This is a genomic window from Streptomyces sp. NPDC107654 (genome assembly GCF_055639035.1).
The window spans coordinates 22032-38352 of sequence record NZ_JBVKBI010000013.1 but is presented as its reverse complement, the minus strand read 5'-3'; the positions used below and the strand labels follow the sequence as shown (position 1 = coordinate 38352).

The window sequence follows — 16321 nt, the reverse complement described above, 5'->3', positions numbered from 1 at the left end:
CCTCCGAGCGGGGACGGTGTTCAGGTGCCGGAGACACGGGCCGCGTGCGCACCGACGGGATCGTCATCGCTCGCCCCGGCCGTGGCCTGGCGCGAGCCCTCCAGCCGCTCTCCCTCCACGTCGAGGTCGGGCACGAGCCGGTCCAGCCGGCGGGGCAGGCTCCAGGCCCGCCGGCCGAGGAGGGCCAGCACGGCCGGGACGAGTGTCATGCGGACGACGAACGCGTCGAAGAAGACGGCGGCGGCGAGGCCGAAGCCGATGGTCTTGAGGATCTGCTCCTCGGAGCCCAGGAACGCGGCGAACACCGAGATCATGATCACCGCGGCGGCGGTCACCACGCGTGCGCTGTGCTCGAATCCGCTGACCACGGAGTCCCTCGGCGACTGCCCGTGGACGTACGCCTCGCGTATCCGGGTCACCAGGAACACCTCGTAGTCCATGGCGAGGCCGAAGACGACGCCGACCATGAAGATCGGCATGATCGACACCACCGGCCCCGGTTCCGTGACGCCGAGGACGGATCCCAGCCGGCCCCACTGGAAGACCGCCACCACCGCGCCCAGCCCGGCCAGCACCGACAGCAGGAAGCCGAGTGCGGCCTTGAGCGGGACCAGCAGGGAGCGGAAGACAGCGATGAGCAGCACGAACGCCAGACCGACCACGAGGGCCAGGTACGGGATCAGCGCGTCCGACAACTTCTGCGAGACGTCGACGTTCATCGCGGTCGTACCGGTGACGAGCACGCGGGCGTCGCCGTCCCGGGCGAGCGCCGGCTCGCGCAGCGCGTGGACGAGGCCGGCGGTCTCGGTGCTGCCCGGGGACGTGGTCGGTACGACGCTCAGTACGGCGGTGTCGCCGGAGTCGCTCAGCCGGGGCTGCCCGACGGCGGCGACGTCCGCACGGCCGTCGATCCGTCCGGCGACGCTCTTCGCGGCCTGTTCGGCGTTGCCGCCGTCGTCGGCCTGCACGACCACGGTGAGCGGGCCGTTGAAGCCCGGGCCGAAGCCCTCGGCGATCATGTCGTAGGCCCGGCGCTGGGTCGTCGAGACGGGCTTGCTGTCGTCGCCGGGCAGGCCCGTCTCCAGGGATGCGGCCGGGATCGCGATCACGCCGAGCAGCGCGGTGCCGGCGAGGAGTACGGCGACCGGGCGACGGATGACGAACCGGGCCCAGCGCACGCCCGTGCCCGGCCGCCGTCGGCCCTTCCGCCGGGGGCGGGCCGGCCCGATCCGGCGTCCGCACAGCCCGAGCAGGGCCGGGATCAGGGTGACGGCGATCAGCACCGCGATGGCGACCGTCCCGGCCGCGGCCAGGCCCATCCGGGTCAGCAGCGGGATGCCCACCACGGAGAGTCCGGCGAGGGCGATGACCACGGTGAGCCCGGCGAACACGACCGCCGAGCCCGCGGTGCCCACCGCATGCCCGACCGCCTCCTCGCGGCCGCGTCCGCGCGCGAGTTCGACCCGGTAGCGGGAGACCACGAACAGGGCGTAGTCGATGCCCACGGCCAGTCCGATCATCACGGCGAGGCTGCTCGTCGTGGAGCCGAGGCCGAGTGGTTCGGCCAGCACCCGGATGACCAGCGCGCCGCAGCCGACGCCGAGGACGGCGGTTAGCAGCGGCAGACCGGCCGCGAGCAGCGAGCCGAAGGTGAGGACGAGGACCACGGCGGCCACCGCGAGGCCCAGCGCCTCCGAGGAGTGACCGGCGGACCTGCCCTCGACGGCATTACCGCCCGCCTCGACGGACAGCTCCGGCGAGGCGGCCTGCTCCACGGTGTCCCGCAACGCGGTACGGGAGCTCTCCTCCAGCTTCGGGGAGGCCACCTCGTAGGAGACCTGGGTGTAGGCGGTGGAGCCGTCCTTGCTCACGGACCGGGTGGCGAACGGGTCGGTGACGCGGGCGACCTGCGGATCGTCGCCGAGGGCCCGGACCGTCTCACCGATGGCCCTGCGGGTCTCGGGATCGGTGACCTTGCCGTCCTCGGCCCGGAACACGACCCGGGCGGTCGCTCCGTCCGCTTTCAGCCCGGGGAAGTCCCGCTCCAGCAGGTCGTACGCCTGTTGCGCCTCGGTTCCGGGCATGGAGAAGTCGTTCGGCGGGGCAGCGGGGGCCCGCCCGGCGAGCACCCCCGCCCCCACCAGCAGTACCACCCACAGCAACGCGACCAGCCGGCGCCTCCGGAAGGAGAACCGGCCCAGCCTGCAGAGGAATGTCGCCACGACAAGGGCTCCAAGTCGGATCGAGGCCTACGGAACATCTGGTCGCCGACGCTGTCAGCCCTCCCTGACCGGACCCGGAGAGTTCCTGGGAGCTTCCTGGGAATCCCGACGGCCGTCATGGGGACGGGCCGGACAAAAACCCCACGGGTGCGGCCCGGTTCACAGGAAACTCCCGGACGGGGTCAGCCGAGCCCGGCGAGGTGGGTGCCGATCCGCAGGAACGCCTGGGCGAACGGGGCGACCGGCACGGACGGCGAGACGACCTGGGAGCCGAAGTGGACGACGACGAGGTCGAGTCCGGGCGAGACGAGCAGCCGCTGGCCGTGGATGCCGCTGGCCATGTAGGAGCCGTGCGGGTCGTTCAGGATCCACCACAGGTCGTGGTAGGACAACGTGGCCGGTGCGGTCGGCGGTGCGCCGGGGAGGCGTACCCGGCGGGCATGGCCGTCGGGTACGGCGGTGATGGACGCGACGACCTCCTCCGGCACGATCTGACGACTGCCGGCCGCTCCGCCGCAGCGCAGCACCTCCCCCAGGCGGGCCACGTCACGGGCCGTGGCACTGAAGCCGCCGCAGGCGGCCTCGACGCCGTCGTCGTCGAGGATGTAGTAGGCGTCCTCCTCCGCGCCGATCCGAGACCAGATCAGTTCGCCGAGCAGGGCGGAGGTGGTCAGGCCGGTGACGCGGCGCAGGACTTCGGCGAGCGCTTCGACGTTGCCGTTCTCGTAGCGGAACTCCATTCCCGGTTCCCCGGTGGCGCGGGCAGTGAGGAGGTGTTCGCGGATGGTGACGGGGCCGCTGTAGCCCGACGGGCGCAGCCGGGAGGCTATGACGGCGTGGTAGCGCTGGGCCTCGATGGCCTTGTCGAAGGGCCGGCCGGCGTAGCTGACCTGGGTACCCATGTGCAGCAGGTCCTCGATACGGGCCTCGCCGAAGGCGGTCCCGGCGAGTTCGGGGACGTAGGCGTACGTCCGGGCCGAGCGGTCCAGGAGCCCCTCGTGCGCCAGCATCGCCGCGAGAAGGCCGAGGTAGGACTTGGCCGCCGAGGCGTTGAAGTGCGGGGTGTGGGGTGTGGTGCCGTGCAGGTACGTCTCGTGGACGACCGCACCGCGGTGCAGCACGAGGAAGGCGTCGGTCTGGGCCGTGGCGAACAGGTCGGACAGGGTGGTCGTCGTGCCGCCGAGGCCGAGGTCGAGCGCGGCCAGGTCGACGGGTCCGCCGGGGAGCGTCCGGGCGGGGCCGGGTCCGCGCCACACACGGCGGCTCGGGGAGAGCTCGCGGCCGGCCGAGGTGAAGCGGCGGATCCAGCCGGGGTCGGTGTAGCCGCGGGTCCACGGGAGGTCGCTCAGGTGGGCGTCGGTGGCGGTCATCTCAACTCCATTGGCGCAAGGGTCTTGAACGAAGGCACCGTTAACGTACAACCTGTTCGACAACTACGACAGCGCACGGCGTCCGCCTGCCCTCTTCCGGCGCCGCCCGAGCCCGCGGACATCGGCCCGTGAACGCCCGCCCTCGCACCGCGTGCGCCGCCTCCCTCTCCCTACCTAGCCGCAAGGAGTGCCCCATGGCCGAACCATCCCCGTCCGCGCCACCTCGTCAGGCCGCCGCGGCATCGCCGCGCGCCGGGCAGCCGGGCCGGCGGCACGCATGGCTGATCGCCGCGATGGTGGTGACGTTCATGCTGGTCAACTACGCCGACAAGTCCGTTCTGGGGCTGGCGGCCGTGCCGATCATGGACGAGCTCGGCATCAGCAACAGCACGTACGGAATGGTGTCCAGCGCGTTCTCGCTGCTGTTCAGCCTCTCGGGGCTAGCCGTCGGCTTCGTCTCCGCCAGGATGTCCAGCCATGCCCTGCTGTTCGGCATGGCCGTCGTGTGGGCGGTGGCCCAACTGCCCGTGTTGTTCGTGGCGTCGGTGCCGGCGCTGGTCGCCGGGCGGGTGCTGCTCGGGGCGGCCGAGGGGCCGGCTGCGTCGATGTCGATGCACGCGCTGTACAAGTGGTTCCCGGCGGACCGGCGGGGTCTGCCCTCGGCGCTGCAGATCGCAGGCGCGGCGCTGGGCACACTGGTGGCCGCGCCGGCCGTGACGGTGCTGATCAGCGCCTTCGGCTGGCGGTCCGCGTTCCTGGCCCTGGCCGTACTGAGCCTGGTGTGGGCGCTGGTGTGGTGGCGGGTGGGGGGCGACGGCCCGTACGGCGAGCCGCGGACGGCGACTGCGGCGGCGGACGGGCAGCGGTTGCCGTACCGGCGCCTGCTGCTGAACGGCACGGTGCTGGGCAGCATCGCCGGGGCGTTCGGCGGGTCCTGGGCCCTGGCGTTGAGCCACGCCTGGCTGCCCGTGTACCTGCGCACGCAGCTCGGCATGACGCCGGGCGCGGCGGCCACGCTGATCAGCGCGGTCTCGGCGTTCAGCCTCGTGCTGCTGCTCTCCGTGCCGCTACTGCTGGACATGTTGCGCCGCCGGGGCGTGTCGGACCGATGGTCGCGCGGTGTCCCGCAGGGGGCCGCGGTGGCGGTGGCGGCCCTGGCCATGACCGCGCTGCCGTACGTCGACGCCCGGGGTGCCCATCTCGTCGTGCTCACCGTGGCGTTCGGGGGCTCCGCCATCGTCTTCCCGCTGCATTACATGACCACGTCGGCCGTCGTCCCGCCCCTCCAGCGGGGCGCGGTGTTCGGCATCGTCGCGGCGACCGGCACCCTGCCCGGGCTGATCGCCCCGTACCTGACCGGATACCTGCTGGACTCGGCCCCGACGCGAAACGCCGGCTACACCCACGCGTTCCTGCTCTCCGGCGGGGTGATGCTGGTGTGCGGGCTGGTCGCGCTCCTCACGATCCGACCGGACCGGGACGCGCGACGGCTGGGCCCGGACACGGAACGGCCGGACCCGGGCTCGGAACGGCCGGGCGCGCAGACATAGCGGCCGAGCCCGCAGGCGTCGGCACAGCCAGGCGGGCCGAGCGGGGCCCGACCCCGGACGCGGAACTCGACGGCGGCGAGCGGAACACGGACCCGGGGCAGCCGGACCCTGCCCCGGACAACCGGCCGCGGCCCCGGGCGTGGGCGCGGGCCGCCCCGCCGCTCAGCCAGGCGGCTGGAAGCCGCTGGCCCAGTAACGGCCGCGCATGGCCAGGTCGAGCAGCATGCGGACGACTTCCTCGGCGGGCAGGGACGGGGTGTCCTGCTCGACCCACCAGCGCAGCACCGCGACCTGCTCGCCCACCCACACCCGGGCGAGCAGCTCCGGGTCGATGCGCGGCTTGACGGCGTTGCGTTCCGCGCGGGCCCGGAACTCCTCCGCGGTGGCCTGCGCGCAGGCATCGACGAACATCTGCAGCGGTTTACCGTCTCCCTCGCCGCGCAGCACGATCCGGTACAGGTCGCGTTCCTCGCGCGCGTGCCGCAGCATCTCGAGGACCGGCTTGCCGGTGAAACCGACCGCGCTGTCGGCCACGGCCGGGGCCAGCCGTTCTCCCAGCTCGGCCAGCAAGTCGGCCGTCACCCGGGCGAACAGGTCCTCCTTGTCCCGGAAGTGTGCGTAGAAGGTGGCCCGGGCCACGTCCGCCCGTTCGGTGACGTCCTCCACGGTCAGCGCGGTGAAGCCGCGTTCCAGGACCAGTTCCACCAATGCCGCCCCCAGGGCGCGCCGTGACCGTCTCGTCCGTCTGTCCTCGGCCATGAACCCTCCTCGATCCTCGCGCCTCGGTCCGTGCCCAGTGTAGGAGTACCTTGACAGGAGACCAGTTACTGAACAGTCTGTATGACATCGATCAATCAGTACGGCTTTATGGCGAACAATCACGCAGCCGCCCGTACCGCCCTCCCTCCTCTCCCGACATACGCCTCAGAGAGGTCTTCATGAACCTCGGTACCTACCTGTCCCGCAGCGCCCGCTACTGGCCCGACGCCCCGGCGCTCGTGTGCGGTGCCCGCTCCTGGACCTTCACCGAGCTCGACCGCGCGACGGACCGTCTGGCCTCCGCCCTGTCCGCCCGCGGGCTGCGCCCCGGTGACGCCGTGGCCTCGCTCGCGTGGAACCGCGGCGAGCTGGTGGAGGTCGAATTCGCCCTGTACAAGGCGGGATTGACGCGGGCCCCCGTCAACGCCCGGCTCGGGCGCGGCGAGATCGAGCACATCCTGCGCTACGCCCCCGTAAGAGCCCTGGTGTTCGACGCGGCCCACCGCGAGGACGCCCGGGCCGCGATCACCGCCGCCGGCACCGGCTGTCTGCCAGTCCCCCTGGACACGCACCCGGAACCGGACTCGGAGGAGGTCGCCTACGCCGCCCTGCTGGCCGAGGGCACAGGGAGCCCGTTCCGTGTCGAGGTGGACGAGACGGACCCCTGCGTCCTGAACTTCACCTCCGGATCCACCGGGACGCTCAAGGCCGCGGTGCAGACGGTCGGCAACCGCCTGGCCAACATGCGCAAGCTGCTGATGACCGACGAGTCCCGCCCCCGTCCCGGAACCCGCTATCTTGCCTGCGGCCCCATCACCCACGCCACCGGGATGGGCCTGCTGGCCGGGGTGTTCGGCGGCTCCACGACGTACGTGCTGCCCTCCTGGAGCCCGGAGGGCTTCCTGGAAACGGTGGAGAAGGAGCGGATCACCGCCACCTTCCTGGTGCCCGCCATGGTGAACATGCTCCTGGTCCACCCCGGTGCCGAGCGCTACGACCTGTCCTCACTGACGAGCGTGCGCGTCGGCGGCGCGCCCATCTCACCCCAGCGCCTGCGGGACGCGGTGGAGTTCTTCGGCCCGGTCGTCGCCCAGGGCTACGGCCTCGGCGAGACCACCAGCGTGGTCGCGGCCCTCGGCAGCGAGGAGATCGCCCGCGCGGTCAAGGAGGACCCGGAGCTGCTCCAGTCCTGCGGGCGCGCCGCCTACGACACCGAGATACGGGTCGTGGACGAGGCGGGCCGGGAACTGGGGCCCCGCGAGGTCGGGGAGATCATCGTGCGCGGGCCCGACTGTGTGCGCGAGTACTGGAAGGAACCCCGGCTGTCCGCGGAGACCTTCCGTGACGGCTGGGTGCGCACCGGGGACCTCGCGTGGATGCGGGAGGACGGCTATCTGTTCCTCGTCGACCGCAGGAAGGACATGATCATCTCGGGCGGCTTCAACATCTACTGCACCGAGGTCGAGGCCGCCCTCTACGAACACCCCGCCGTACGGGAGGCGTGCGTCGTGGGTGTGCCCGACGAGCGGTGGGGCGAGGCGGTGAAGGCGGTCGTGGTGCGTCACCCGGACACGACCGTCACCGCCGAGGACCTGATCGCCTTCTGCGGGGACCGCCTCGATCGCTTGAAGAAGCCCCGCTCCGTCGACTTCGTGACCGAGCTCCCCCACAACCGCAACGGCAAGCTCGACCGCAGGGCCGTACGCGAGCCGTTCTGGGCACACACCGACCGCCGCGTCAACTGACCCCCCTTTCCTCGGAGTTACCCGTGACCTTCTCGCTGCGCCCCACCTACGCCGACACCCGAACCGCCGAACTGGTCGACCGCCTGCGCGACTACCTCGACGGCGAACTCGCCGACCACGAACGCGAGCACGGCATCACCCCGGCCACCCGCCTCACCCGCGCCGACCTCGAACCGATCTGGCGCCGCAGCCGCGAACTCGGTTTCTACGGCATCCATCTGCCCGAGGAGTACGGCGGGCAGAACCTCACCTACTCGCAGCTCGCCGCCCTGAAGGAGGAGGTCGGAGCGAGCGGCCGGGTCCTCGCCCACAGTGTGCTCGGTGACATGGGCGGGCCGCTGCGCGCCGGCGACATCCTCCGGCACGCGACCGGGCACCAGTTGGCCACCTACCTGCTGCCCCTGCTCAGGGGCGAGCGGGCGTGCTGCTTCTCCCTCACGGAGACCGACGCCGGCTCCGACGTCCGCTCCATGCGCACCGTCGCCGTAGCCGACGGCGGAGGCTACCGGTTGACCGGACACAAGGTCTTCTCCTCCGCCGGGCCCTTCGCCGACTTCGCGATCGTCGTGGCCCGCATGGCCGGCACCGGTGACGAGGAGGGAGAGAAGCCACGGTTCTCCGCCTTCCTCGTGGACCTGGACAGCCCCGGCTGCCGGGTCGAGGACGGGGCGACGCCGATGTCGGGCGAGCACATCGAAAGCGACATCGTCCTGGAGGACTGCTACGTCCCCGCCGCCAACCTCCTCGGTGAGGAGGGCAACGGCATGCGCATCGCGCTCGGCAGGGTCACCACCAACCGCCTGCTGCACTGTCCGACCGTGCTCGGCGCCACCCGCCGCGCCCTCCAACTGACCCTGGACCGCACCCGCACGCGCCAGGTCTCCGGCCGTCCCCTGCTCATGCTGCAGGCCATCCAGCACAAGATCGCCGACATGGCCACCGACCTCTACGCCGCGCGCTCCATGACGTACGCCGCGCTGGCGGCGCTGGACGAGGGGCGTGAGGTGCACGCGGAGGCGTTCATGTGCAAGCTGTTCGTCGCCGAGTCCGCCTTCCGCATCCTCGACGAGGCCGTGCAGATCCACGGCAAGGAGGGCCTGACCCAGGGCAACGAGGTCGAGTACCTGTTCCGCAAGATCCGTATGTTCCGCGTCCTCACCGGCACGTCCGAGATCCAGCGCAACGGCATCGCCAAGCTCCTGGCCTTCCACCACTGACGTCGAGCACCCGGCACATCAGGGATCATGTGCCGGACCGCCCTCCCCCGGCCGGGTTCGCGCAGTGGGCGAGCGGCTCGCCGCGCAGGTGGCGGCCCACCTCCGCCGCGACGATCCGGGCCGCCTTGTGGGCGACCTCCCGGCTGGCGCCCGCGATGTGCGGCGTGAGGACGACACCGGGCGCGGCCAGCAGCCGGGCACCCGCCGGTACCGGCTCGGTCGGGTACACGTCGAAGCCCGCACCGGCCAGCTGCCCGGAGTCCAGCGCGTCGCACACCGCGTCGTAGTCCACCAGCGCGCCCCGCGCGCAGTTCACCAGGACCGAGCCGGGCGGCATCGCGGCGATCTGCTCGTGGCCGATCATGCCGCGCGTCTCGTCCGTCACGCGCGCGTGCAGGGACACGATGCGGGAGCGGTGCAGGAGTTCGTCCAGCGGCACCAGTTCCGCGACGCCGTCCACCGCCCGCGGATCGACGTACGGGTCGTGCACCAGCACCGTCGCGCCCATCGCCGCCAGTACCCGCGCCACCCGTGAGCCGATCGCGCCGAAGCCGACCAGGCCCACCGTGGCACCGTCGATCTCGATGCCGCAGTTCGCGTAGTCGTAGTAGTCGCCGCGCCAGACCGCCCGCTTGAGGTCGGTGTGCACGTCGGCGACCCGGCGGGCGGCCGCGAGGATCAGGGCCAGGGTGTGCTCGGCGGTGGCGACGGCGTTGCGGCCCGGCGCGTAGCAGACCCGTACTCCGTGCCGGGTGGCCGCCTCCAGGTCGGCGTTGACCGGACCGCCACGGCTGACGCAGAACAGCTCCAGGTCCGGACAGGCCCGCAGGATCCGCTCGGTGAGCGGCGCCATCTGCGTCACACAGATCCGTGCGCCGCGCAGCGCCTCGATCATCTGCTCCTCGGTTCCGGACGCCTCGTCGACCTCGGCGACCTTCCCGAACGGCGTGTGCGGCCAGGGCAGTTTCAGCTCGCGCACGTCGAGGACGGCGGGGTCGGGCACGACGGCGCGCAGTTCGCGTACGAGGAGCTCGGGCAGGACGAAGTGGTCGCCGGCGGCGAGGACGGTGGTGGTCACGCGGTACTCCGGTCGGTCAGGGGTGGTCGGTGGGCAGGGCGGGGACGTTGAGCCGCAGCAGCGCGGCCTGTCCCTGGCGCAGCCGCAGTTCGGTCAGCGCGCCGTTCTCCAGGGCGGGGAACACGCTCCGGTAGCGGGCGAGCGGGATGCCGAGCAGCGCGCACAGCATCAGGCGTACGAGGGTGGAGTGGGCGACGACCAGGACGCGTCCGTCGGGAAGTTCGCCGGCGACCTCCCGCAGGCAGGCGATGCCCCGCCGGGCGGCCGCCGCCGGGTCCTCGCCGCCGGGCAGGTGGTGGGCGACCGGGTCGGTGAGGAACGCGGCCAGTTCGTCGGGGAAGAGCTCGGCCATCTCGGCGCGGGTCAGCCCGTCGCCGCGGCCGAAGTCCACCTCGTACAGCCGGTCGTCCACGCGCAGCGGCAGGCCGCGGGCGGCGGCCGCGGGCTCGGCGGTGAGCCGGGCCCGCGACAGCGGTGAGCACAGTACGGCGTCCAGACGCTGCCCGGCCGCCCAACGGCCCAGCGCCGCCGCCTGCTTGTGGCCGCGTTCGGTCAGCGGTACGTCGGTGCGGCCGGCGTAGCGGTTGTCCGCGTGCCATGTGGTCTCCCCGTGCCGTACGAGGACGAAGTCGGTCATGTCCGGGCCTTTCCGTGGGCGTGGGCGGCCACCTGCTTCTCCAGCCATCCCCGGCGGGCCAGTTCGTCGACGAAGGCGAGGTAGGCGGGCAGCAGCAGCCGCGTCCGGTCCGGGTCGGGTTCGAGTTCCTCACGGACGCGCACCATCGCCGCCGCCGCGTCCCGCAGGGCGATCCCGGACGCGGTGGCCGCGAGGACGGCCATGCCGACGGCGCTCTCGGCCTGTTCCGGCAGCAGCACCGGGCGGCCGAGGACGTCGGCGCGCAGCTGGGACCAGTACCGGTTCCGGGCGCCGCCACCGGTCAGGTGCAGCGGGCCGGAGACGGGGGCGCCGAGCTGGTCGAGGTAGTCGAAGCACAGCCGCTCCAGGCAGGCCACACCGAGCAGACAGGCGTGGAACTCCTCGGCCCTGCCCGCCGGTTGGCCCAGCGTGAAGGCGGTGGCCTGGGGGGCACGGAACGGGAAGCGTTCGCCGCCGTCGCCGGCGAGCGGATAGGTCACGGCCGTCGAACCCGTCGAGACCGGCGAACTTGCCGACCCCGGCGACCCCATCGACACCTTCGACCCCACCGAGACCATGCCGGCGGCCTCCTCGGTCAGCGCGGGCAGGTCGGCGCCGGGGAAGCGGCGGGTGAGCACTCCGGCCCCGCTGCTGGAGGCACCGCCGGGCAGCCAGGTGTCCTCCGGTCCCCGGTGGCAGTACACCACCCCGGCCGGATCGCGCACCGGGTGCGGGCTGACGCCCTTGAGCACGAGCGTCGTCCCCAGTACCGCGTTCCAGGCGCCGGGCTCCAGTGCGCCCGCGCCGATCTGCGCGGCGCAGCCGTCGGTCATCCCGGCGACGATCGGCGTGCCGGCCGGGATACCGGTGGCGGCGGCCGCCTCGGCGCAGACCTCGCCGAGGACCGTGCCGGGGCGTACGACATCGGGCAGCAGCCCCGCCGGGACGCCCAGCGCGGACAGCTCCTCCTCGGGCCAGCGCGCGGCGAGCAGGTCGTACCCCGTCTTCAGGGCGTGGCTCGCGTCGCTCGGCACCTGTCGGCCGGCCAGCCGCCAGGTCACCAGGTCGGCCTGGTGCAGCAGCCGGGCCCCGGCGGGCGGGCGGGCGTGATCCAGCAGCCACAGCAGTTTCGGCAGTGCCCAGGACGGCTGCATGCTCCGGTAGCCGAGCCGCTCCCACACCGGCGCGCCGACCGCGTTGACACGGTCCGCGCAGTCGGCGGCGCGCCCGTCGTCGTACATCAGACCCGCGGTCAGCGGGGTGCCGTCGGGGGCGGCGAGGAGGACCGTCCCGGAGGTGGCGTCCACGGCCACGCCTCGCACCCGGCCCGCCTCCACACCGGCGAGGGCCGCGCGGCAGGCGGTGCTCAGCGCGGACCACCACTGCGCGGGGTCCTGCTCGTGGCGGGGCCCGTCACGGCGGCCGGTGAGCGGGCGGGACGCGGCGCCCACGACCCGTCCGGTGCCGTCGACGGCGACCGCGCGGGCGCTCTGGGTGCCCAGGTCGAGGCCGATGTGGACGGCGTCGGAGGAGAGGGCGTCAGACATGGGTGGCCTCCGGGGCGCGGTGCGTGGCGGCGGGTGTCCAGCCGAGACCGCGGGCCGCTTCCCGCCAGGTCAGATGCGCCGGGTAGAGCTCGTCGTACAGGGCGGCGCGCCCGGGGTCCGGTTCCCAGGCCGTCCCCATCCGCACGCATCCGTCGACGGCCTCGCGCATGTCGCGTACGGCGCCGGTGAGCACCAGGCCCGTCAGGAAGGCGCCCTTGGCGCCCAGCTCGGTGTCGGTGCTGCGGGCGGTGGGCACCCCGGTGGCGTCGGCGATCAGCCGGCACCAGCGGTCGCTGGCCGCGCCGCCCCCGCACAGCCGCAGCTCGCGCACCCGCGTCCCCGACGCGTGCAGACAGTCCCGGACCACCAGCGACAGCCCCTCGAACACCGCCCGGGCCAGATCGGCCGGCGTGTGCGTGAGCGACAGCCCCCAGAAAGCCCCGCGCGCCCGTGGATCGAGGAACGGCGCCCGCTCCCCGGCCGGCGACAGGTACGGCAGGAACGCCAGCCCCCGCGCACCCGGCTCGGCCGAGAACGCGAGGTCGCCGAGCGCCGCCGGACCCTCCACGCCCAGTGTCCGGCACGCCCAGTCCAGCACCTCCGTACCGGACAGCGTCGGGAAGGCGCGCAGCAGCCGCTCGGGACCGTCGTAGGCGATGGTGATGCCGCACGGCTCACCCGAGGTGTCCACCGAGTCGCGCACGATCTCCGTGCACAGCGTGGTGCCGAGGATCGCGCACGCCTGCCCGGTCTCCACGACGCCCGCGCCGCGCGCGGTGGCCGCGATGTCGTACGGCGCCATGACGACCGGCAGACCGGCCGGCAGCCCCAGCTCGTCCGCCGCGTGGTGTGTGATCTCGGCGATCCGCTCCCTCTCGCCGAGGACCCGGGGCAGCAGCGGCCGCGCCCAGTCCATGCCGAACTGGTCGATCACGGCCGGGTCGTAGTCGCCGGTGGCGTGGTCGAAGAAGGGGGCGGAGGCGTCCGAGGGGTCGATCGCGGTGACGCCGGTGAACTTGAGGAACAGCCAGCCCGCAGCGGTGAGGGCGGTCCGTGAGCGCTCCAGCCGCCCCGGGTCGTGCCGCGTGAGCCAGGCGAGGACCGCGTTCGGCATGCCTGCGCAGGTCAGCGAGCCGTTGCGGCGGAACGCCCCCTCCAGCACGCCGTCCTGCTGCCAGCGTGCCAGCAGATCGCCGGCCCGCCCGTCGGACCAGAGGACCGCGGGCCCGGTCGGGCGGCCCTCGCCGTCGACCAGCCAACAGCCGTCGCCCTGCGCGGTGAACGCGACCAGCCACACCGGATCACACGCCTCCGCCAGCTGGGCGAGCGCGCCGCGCACCGTGGACACGACCGCGCTCCACACGGCCTCCATGTCCTGTTCGGCCCATCCGGGATACGGCCGCAGCACCTCGGTGCCCATGCGGGACACCGCCAATTCCCGACCCCGATCGTCGAACACCACGGATTTGATGACGGACGTGCCGACGTCGACGGTCAGTACCGACATGGCTGCACTCCCTGTCCCTTCGTTGTCCCTTTGTTGCTCCGGCGACGCTCTCAGGGAAACCCGCGGGAGAAGCCCCGTCAATTACTCCTCGCGCATCTCCCGCGACGGAGGCGGTGACCGGTGTGAAGTACCGGCGAGATGTCGTCGAAGCGCCCTCGGAGAACCGTGTGCCACCGGCTGCCGGGCCCGTGGAGTGGCCGAACACCATGTTATGTTCGTGTGCGTTTCGCACGGCGAGTTCGCATGGAGGCCGACGTCATGGACCGCGTGGACGCCCAGAACGACCGGCGACGCCGGGTGCGCGAGCTCGTCACCAGCAAGGGGTTCGTGCGGACCGCCGACCTGGCCGCGGAGTTCGACGTCAGTGTCATGACCATCCACCGCGACCTGGACGCGCTGCAGGCGCAGGGCTGGCTGCGCAAGGTGCGCAGCGGCGCGAGCTGTCTGCCCTCCACCCAGTTCCACGGCAGCGTCGGCGAACGCATGCGGGCGATGGCCCAGGTCAAGCGGCGCCTGGCGGGGGCGGCCGCGGAGGAGCTGGCGCCGGGCCGGGTCGTCATGATCGACGACTCCACCACCTGTCTCGCCCTCACCCAGCACCTGCCCGCGCACACCCCGGTCACCGTCATCACCAACTCCCTGCCCGCCATCTCCGCCCTCGCCCGCGAACCCGGAGTGGCGCTGGTCGCCCTCGGCGGCACGTACTTCCCGGCGTACGACGCCTTCATGGGCCCGCACACGGCGGCCGGCGTGGAGGCGTTCCGCGCGGACGTGCTGTTCATGTCCACCACGGCCGTCACCGCCGGCCGCTGCTACCACATGTCGCCGGAAACCGTGCAGGTCAAGCGCGCGATGATGGCGGCCGCGGCCCGCCGGGTGCTGCTGATCGACCACACCAAGTTCGCCAACCAGGGGCTGTACGCGCTGGCCCCGCTCACCGACTTCGACCTGATCCTCGTGGACGACGCGGCCCCGGCGACGGAGGTGCGCCGACTGCGCGAGCAGGGCGTGGCGGTGCGGGTGGTGGCCGGCTGACCGCCCCCCTCGTCACGTGAACATCACGCGGACTTCACCCGGCACACGGCACGGCCTCGCCCCCCATTCCCGTCCCTGAGCAGCGCCGACGCACCCGCCCACCCCCCGTCCGACGGACGACTTCACGCGACGGCTCCCGCGCCCCGCGAGGTGTTCCCGCCGGCGGATTGACGGACTCCGGCACGGCTCTTTTCATCGTCACCACTCGTGGCATTCCGCTCCACTGAAACCCCGAAAAGGTGACGAGACGTGCTGAACCTCGATCGCATCGGAATTCCCAGGACAGTTGCCTGGGGATTTCTCGGCGTCCTCGTATTCATGATCGGTGACGGCGTCGAATCCGGATATCTGTCGCCGTACCTCCGCGACGAGGGATTCCCCCGCGGCCAGGTGGCCCTGCTGTTCACCGTGTACGGGGTGACGGCGAGCATCGCCGCGTGGTTCTCCGGCGCTCTCTCCGACCTCTGGGGCCCGCGCCGCGTCATGCTGCTCGGACTCTGCGTCTGGACGGCGCTGCAGGTCTTCTTCCTCGCGGTCGCAATCCCCGCCCACAGCATGGGCCTGCTCCTGACGGCGTACGGGTTGCGCGGCTTCGGCTATCCGCTCTTCGCGTACGGCTTCCTCGTCTGGGTGACGGCCGTGACACCGCCGCGCCGGCTGGGCTCGGCCGTGGGCTGGTTCTGGTTCGCGTTCACCGGCGGACTGCCCACGCTGGGCTCGCTCCTCGCGAGCTTCACGGTGCCGTGGATGGGCGCCTACCGCACCCTGTGGCTCTCGCTGGCGCTGGTGGTCGCCGGCGGACTCATCGCCCTGCTGCTGGTACGCGAACCGGTGGGCCGCTCCCGGCTCGCCCCGGCCGGTGAACGTCCCGTGGCGACCCTGGTCGGCTCCCTCGCCATCGTCTGGCGCAACCCGCGGATCGGTGCCGGTGCCGTGGTGCGGGCGATCAACACGGCTGCGCAGTTCGGCTTCCTGGTCTTCCTGCCGGTGTTCTTCACCGACACGCTGGGCTTCTCGCTCGCCCAGTGGCTGCGGCTGCTGTCGGCGATGTTCGCCACCAACATCTTCTTCAACCTGCTCTTCGGTGTCGTCGGTGACCGCATCGGCTGGCGGCGCACCGTCGCCTGGTGCGGCGGCGTGGGCTGCGCGGTGACGACCCTGCTGCTGTACTACGGGACCGTGGCCGCCGGCCACGACTACCCGCTCGCGCTGCTGCTGGTGAGCCTCTTCGGCGCGACGCTCGCCGGCTATGTGCCGCTGTCGGCACTCATGCCGTCGATGGCGCCCCGGCACAAGGGGCAGGCCATGTCGGCCCTCAACCTGGGCGCCGGTGTCAGCACGTTCCTGGGGCCGGCCGTCGTCGGGCTCTTCCTCGGTCCCCTCGGGGTGGAGGGCGTCATGTGGATCTTCGCCCTGCTGTACGCGGCGAGCGCGGTGCTGACGGCGTTCCTGACGCTGCCACGGGAGGCGTCGGCCTCGTCCGCCGGCACGGTCGCCGCGCGGCAGCCGACGGCGTAGTACACGGGTCCGTGCTCCTGGCCCGAGACACCTCCCTGCGGGCCCCGTGTCGTGTGTGCGTACGTCCCTCACCTCGCGCAGGGAGAGCACCCCGTGGACGTCCGTCCGCGACCTCCGCGAGAGCCAGGGGCGCGTC

The 16321-nt window shown here is 72.6% G+C and carries 12 protein-coding genes; 5 read left to right on the top strand and 7 right to left on the bottom strand.

Annotated features, from left to right (window positions below):
- Positions 1-20: 20 nt before the first annotated feature.
- Together ACZ7N4_RS22975 and ACZ7N4_RS22970 are read right to left on the bottom strand one after the other, a co-directional pair.
- Positions 21-2222, bottom strand: coding sequence for an MMPL family transporter (locus ACZ7N4_RS22975; RefSeq protein ID WP_471360616.1), 2202 nt, complete (start codon positions 2220-2222; stop codon positions 21-23).
- A 182-nt stretch (positions 2223-2404) separates the two neighbouring features.
- Positions 2405-3592: a serine hydrolase domain-containing protein gene (locus tag ACZ7N4_RS22970; RefSeq protein WP_471360613.1), complete on the bottom strand. Its 1188-nt coding sequence runs from the start codon at positions 3590-3592 to the stop codon at positions 2405-2407.
- A gap of 194 nt (positions 3593-3786) precedes the next feature.
- Between ACZ7N4_RS22970 and ACZ7N4_RS22965 the strand changes: the two genes are divergently transcribed.
- Entirely contained in the window at positions 3787-5142 is a 1356-nt protein-coding gene (locus tag ACZ7N4_RS22965) for an MFS transporter (RefSeq protein WP_471360610.1), read from the top strand.
- Positions 5143-5304: 162 nt separating this feature from the next.
- Here the strand turns inward: ACZ7N4_RS22965 and ACZ7N4_RS22960 are convergent, their stop codons facing one another.
- A complete protein-coding gene (locus tag ACZ7N4_RS22960; protein WP_471360607.1) occupies positions 5305-5901 on the bottom strand; it encodes a TetR/AcrR family transcriptional regulator in 597 nt (198 codons plus the stop codon).
- Positions 5902-6080: 179 nt separating this feature from the next.
- On the opposite strand from ACZ7N4_RS22960, the gene ACZ7N4_RS22955 reads away from it, so the two are divergent.
- Both ACZ7N4_RS22955 and ACZ7N4_RS22950 read left to right on the top strand, forming a co-directional pair.
- Positions 6081-7646, top strand: a complete 1566-nt coding sequence (locus tag ACZ7N4_RS22955; RefSeq protein ID WP_471360604.1) for a class I adenylate-forming enzyme family protein — start codon at positions 6081-6083, stop codon at positions 7644-7646.
- Positions 7647-7669: 23 nt separating this feature from the next.
- The gene (locus ACZ7N4_RS22950; protein ID WP_471360602.1) at positions 7670-8863 is read left to right on the top strand and encodes an acyl-CoA dehydrogenase family protein; all 1194 of its coding nucleotides are present in this window, start codon (positions 7670-7672) and stop codon (positions 8861-8863) included.
- A 25-nt stretch (positions 8864-8888) separates the two neighbouring features.
- Here the strand turns inward: ACZ7N4_RS22950 and ACZ7N4_RS22945 are convergent, their stop codons facing one another.
- Genes ACZ7N4_RS22945 through ACZ7N4_RS22930 form a run of 4 tightly spaced genes read right to left on the bottom strand, consistent with a single transcriptional unit; the run spans position 8889 to position 13632 of the window.
- The gene (locus tag ACZ7N4_RS22945; protein WP_471360599.1) at positions 8889-9941 is read right to left on the bottom strand and encodes a 2-hydroxyacid dehydrogenase; all 1053 of its coding nucleotides are present in this window, start codon (positions 9939-9941) and stop codon (positions 8889-8891) included.
- Between the two features lie 16 nt (positions 9942-9957).
- A complete protein-coding gene (locus ACZ7N4_RS22940) occupies positions 9958-10578 on the bottom strand; it encodes a histidine phosphatase family protein (protein ID WP_471360596.1) in 621 nt (206 codons plus the stop codon).
- Complete coding sequence (locus tag ACZ7N4_RS22935) at positions 10575-12125, bottom strand: FGGY-family carbohydrate kinase (protein WP_471360594.1); 1551 nt, start codon at positions 12123-12125, stop codon at positions 10575-10577. Before ACZ7N4_RS22935 ends, ACZ7N4_RS22940 begins: the two co-directional genes overlap by 4 nt.
- A complete protein-coding gene (locus ACZ7N4_RS22930; RefSeq protein WP_471360591.1) occupies positions 12118-13632 on the bottom strand; it encodes an FGGY family carbohydrate kinase in 1515 nt (504 codons plus the stop codon). The genes ACZ7N4_RS22935 and ACZ7N4_RS22930 overlap by 8 nt, the downstream gene beginning before the upstream one ends.
- A 258-nt stretch (positions 13633-13890) precedes the next feature.
- Here ACZ7N4_RS22930 and ACZ7N4_RS22925 point away from each other — a divergent pair, with 258 nt between their 5' ends.
- On the top strand, positions 13891-14667 hold the full coding sequence (locus ACZ7N4_RS22925; protein WP_471360588.1) for a DeoR/GlpR family DNA-binding transcription regulator: 777 nt from the start codon (positions 13891-13893) through the stop codon (positions 14665-14667).
- A gap of 249 nt (positions 14668-14916) precedes the next feature.
- Positions 14917-16185, top strand: a complete 1269-nt coding sequence (locus ACZ7N4_RS22920) for an MFS transporter (protein WP_471360586.1) — start codon at positions 14917-14919, stop codon at positions 16183-16185.
- Positions 16186-16321 lie beyond the last annotated feature (136 nt).

Excerpts from the sequence above, each read along its gene's own strand:
- ACZ7N4_RS22970 (WP_471360613.1), bottom strand. The coding sequence starts at position 3,592 with ATGACCGCCACCGACGCCCACCTGAGCGACCTCCCGTGGACCCGCGGC.
- ACZ7N4_RS22965 (WP_471360610.1), top strand. The coding sequence starts at position 3,787 with ATGGCCGAACCATCCCCGTCCGCGCCACCTCGTCAGGCCGCCGCGGCA.
- ACZ7N4_RS22960 (WP_471360607.1), bottom strand. The coding sequence starts at position 5,901 with ATGGCCGAGGACAGACGGACGAGACGGTCACGGCGCGCCCTGGGGGCG.
- ACZ7N4_RS22955 (WP_471360604.1), top strand. The coding sequence starts at position 6,081 with ATGAACCTCGGTACCTACCTGTCCCGCAGCGCCCGCTACTGGCCCGAC.
- ACZ7N4_RS22940 (WP_471360596.1), bottom strand. The coding sequence starts at position 10,578 with ATGACCGACTTCGTCCTCGTACGGCACGGGGAGACCACATGGCACGCG.
- ACZ7N4_RS22935 (WP_471360594.1), bottom strand. The coding sequence starts at position 12,125 with ATGTCTGACGCCCTCTCCTCCGACGCCGTCCACATCGGCCTCGACCTG.
- ACZ7N4_RS22930 (WP_471360591.1), bottom strand. The coding sequence starts at position 13,632 with ATGTCGGTACTGACCGTCGACGTCGGCACGTCCGTCATCAAATCCGTG.
- ACZ7N4_RS22925 (WP_471360588.1), top strand. The coding sequence starts at position 13,891 with ATGGACCGCGTGGACGCCCAGAACGACCGGCGACGCCGGGTGCGCGAG.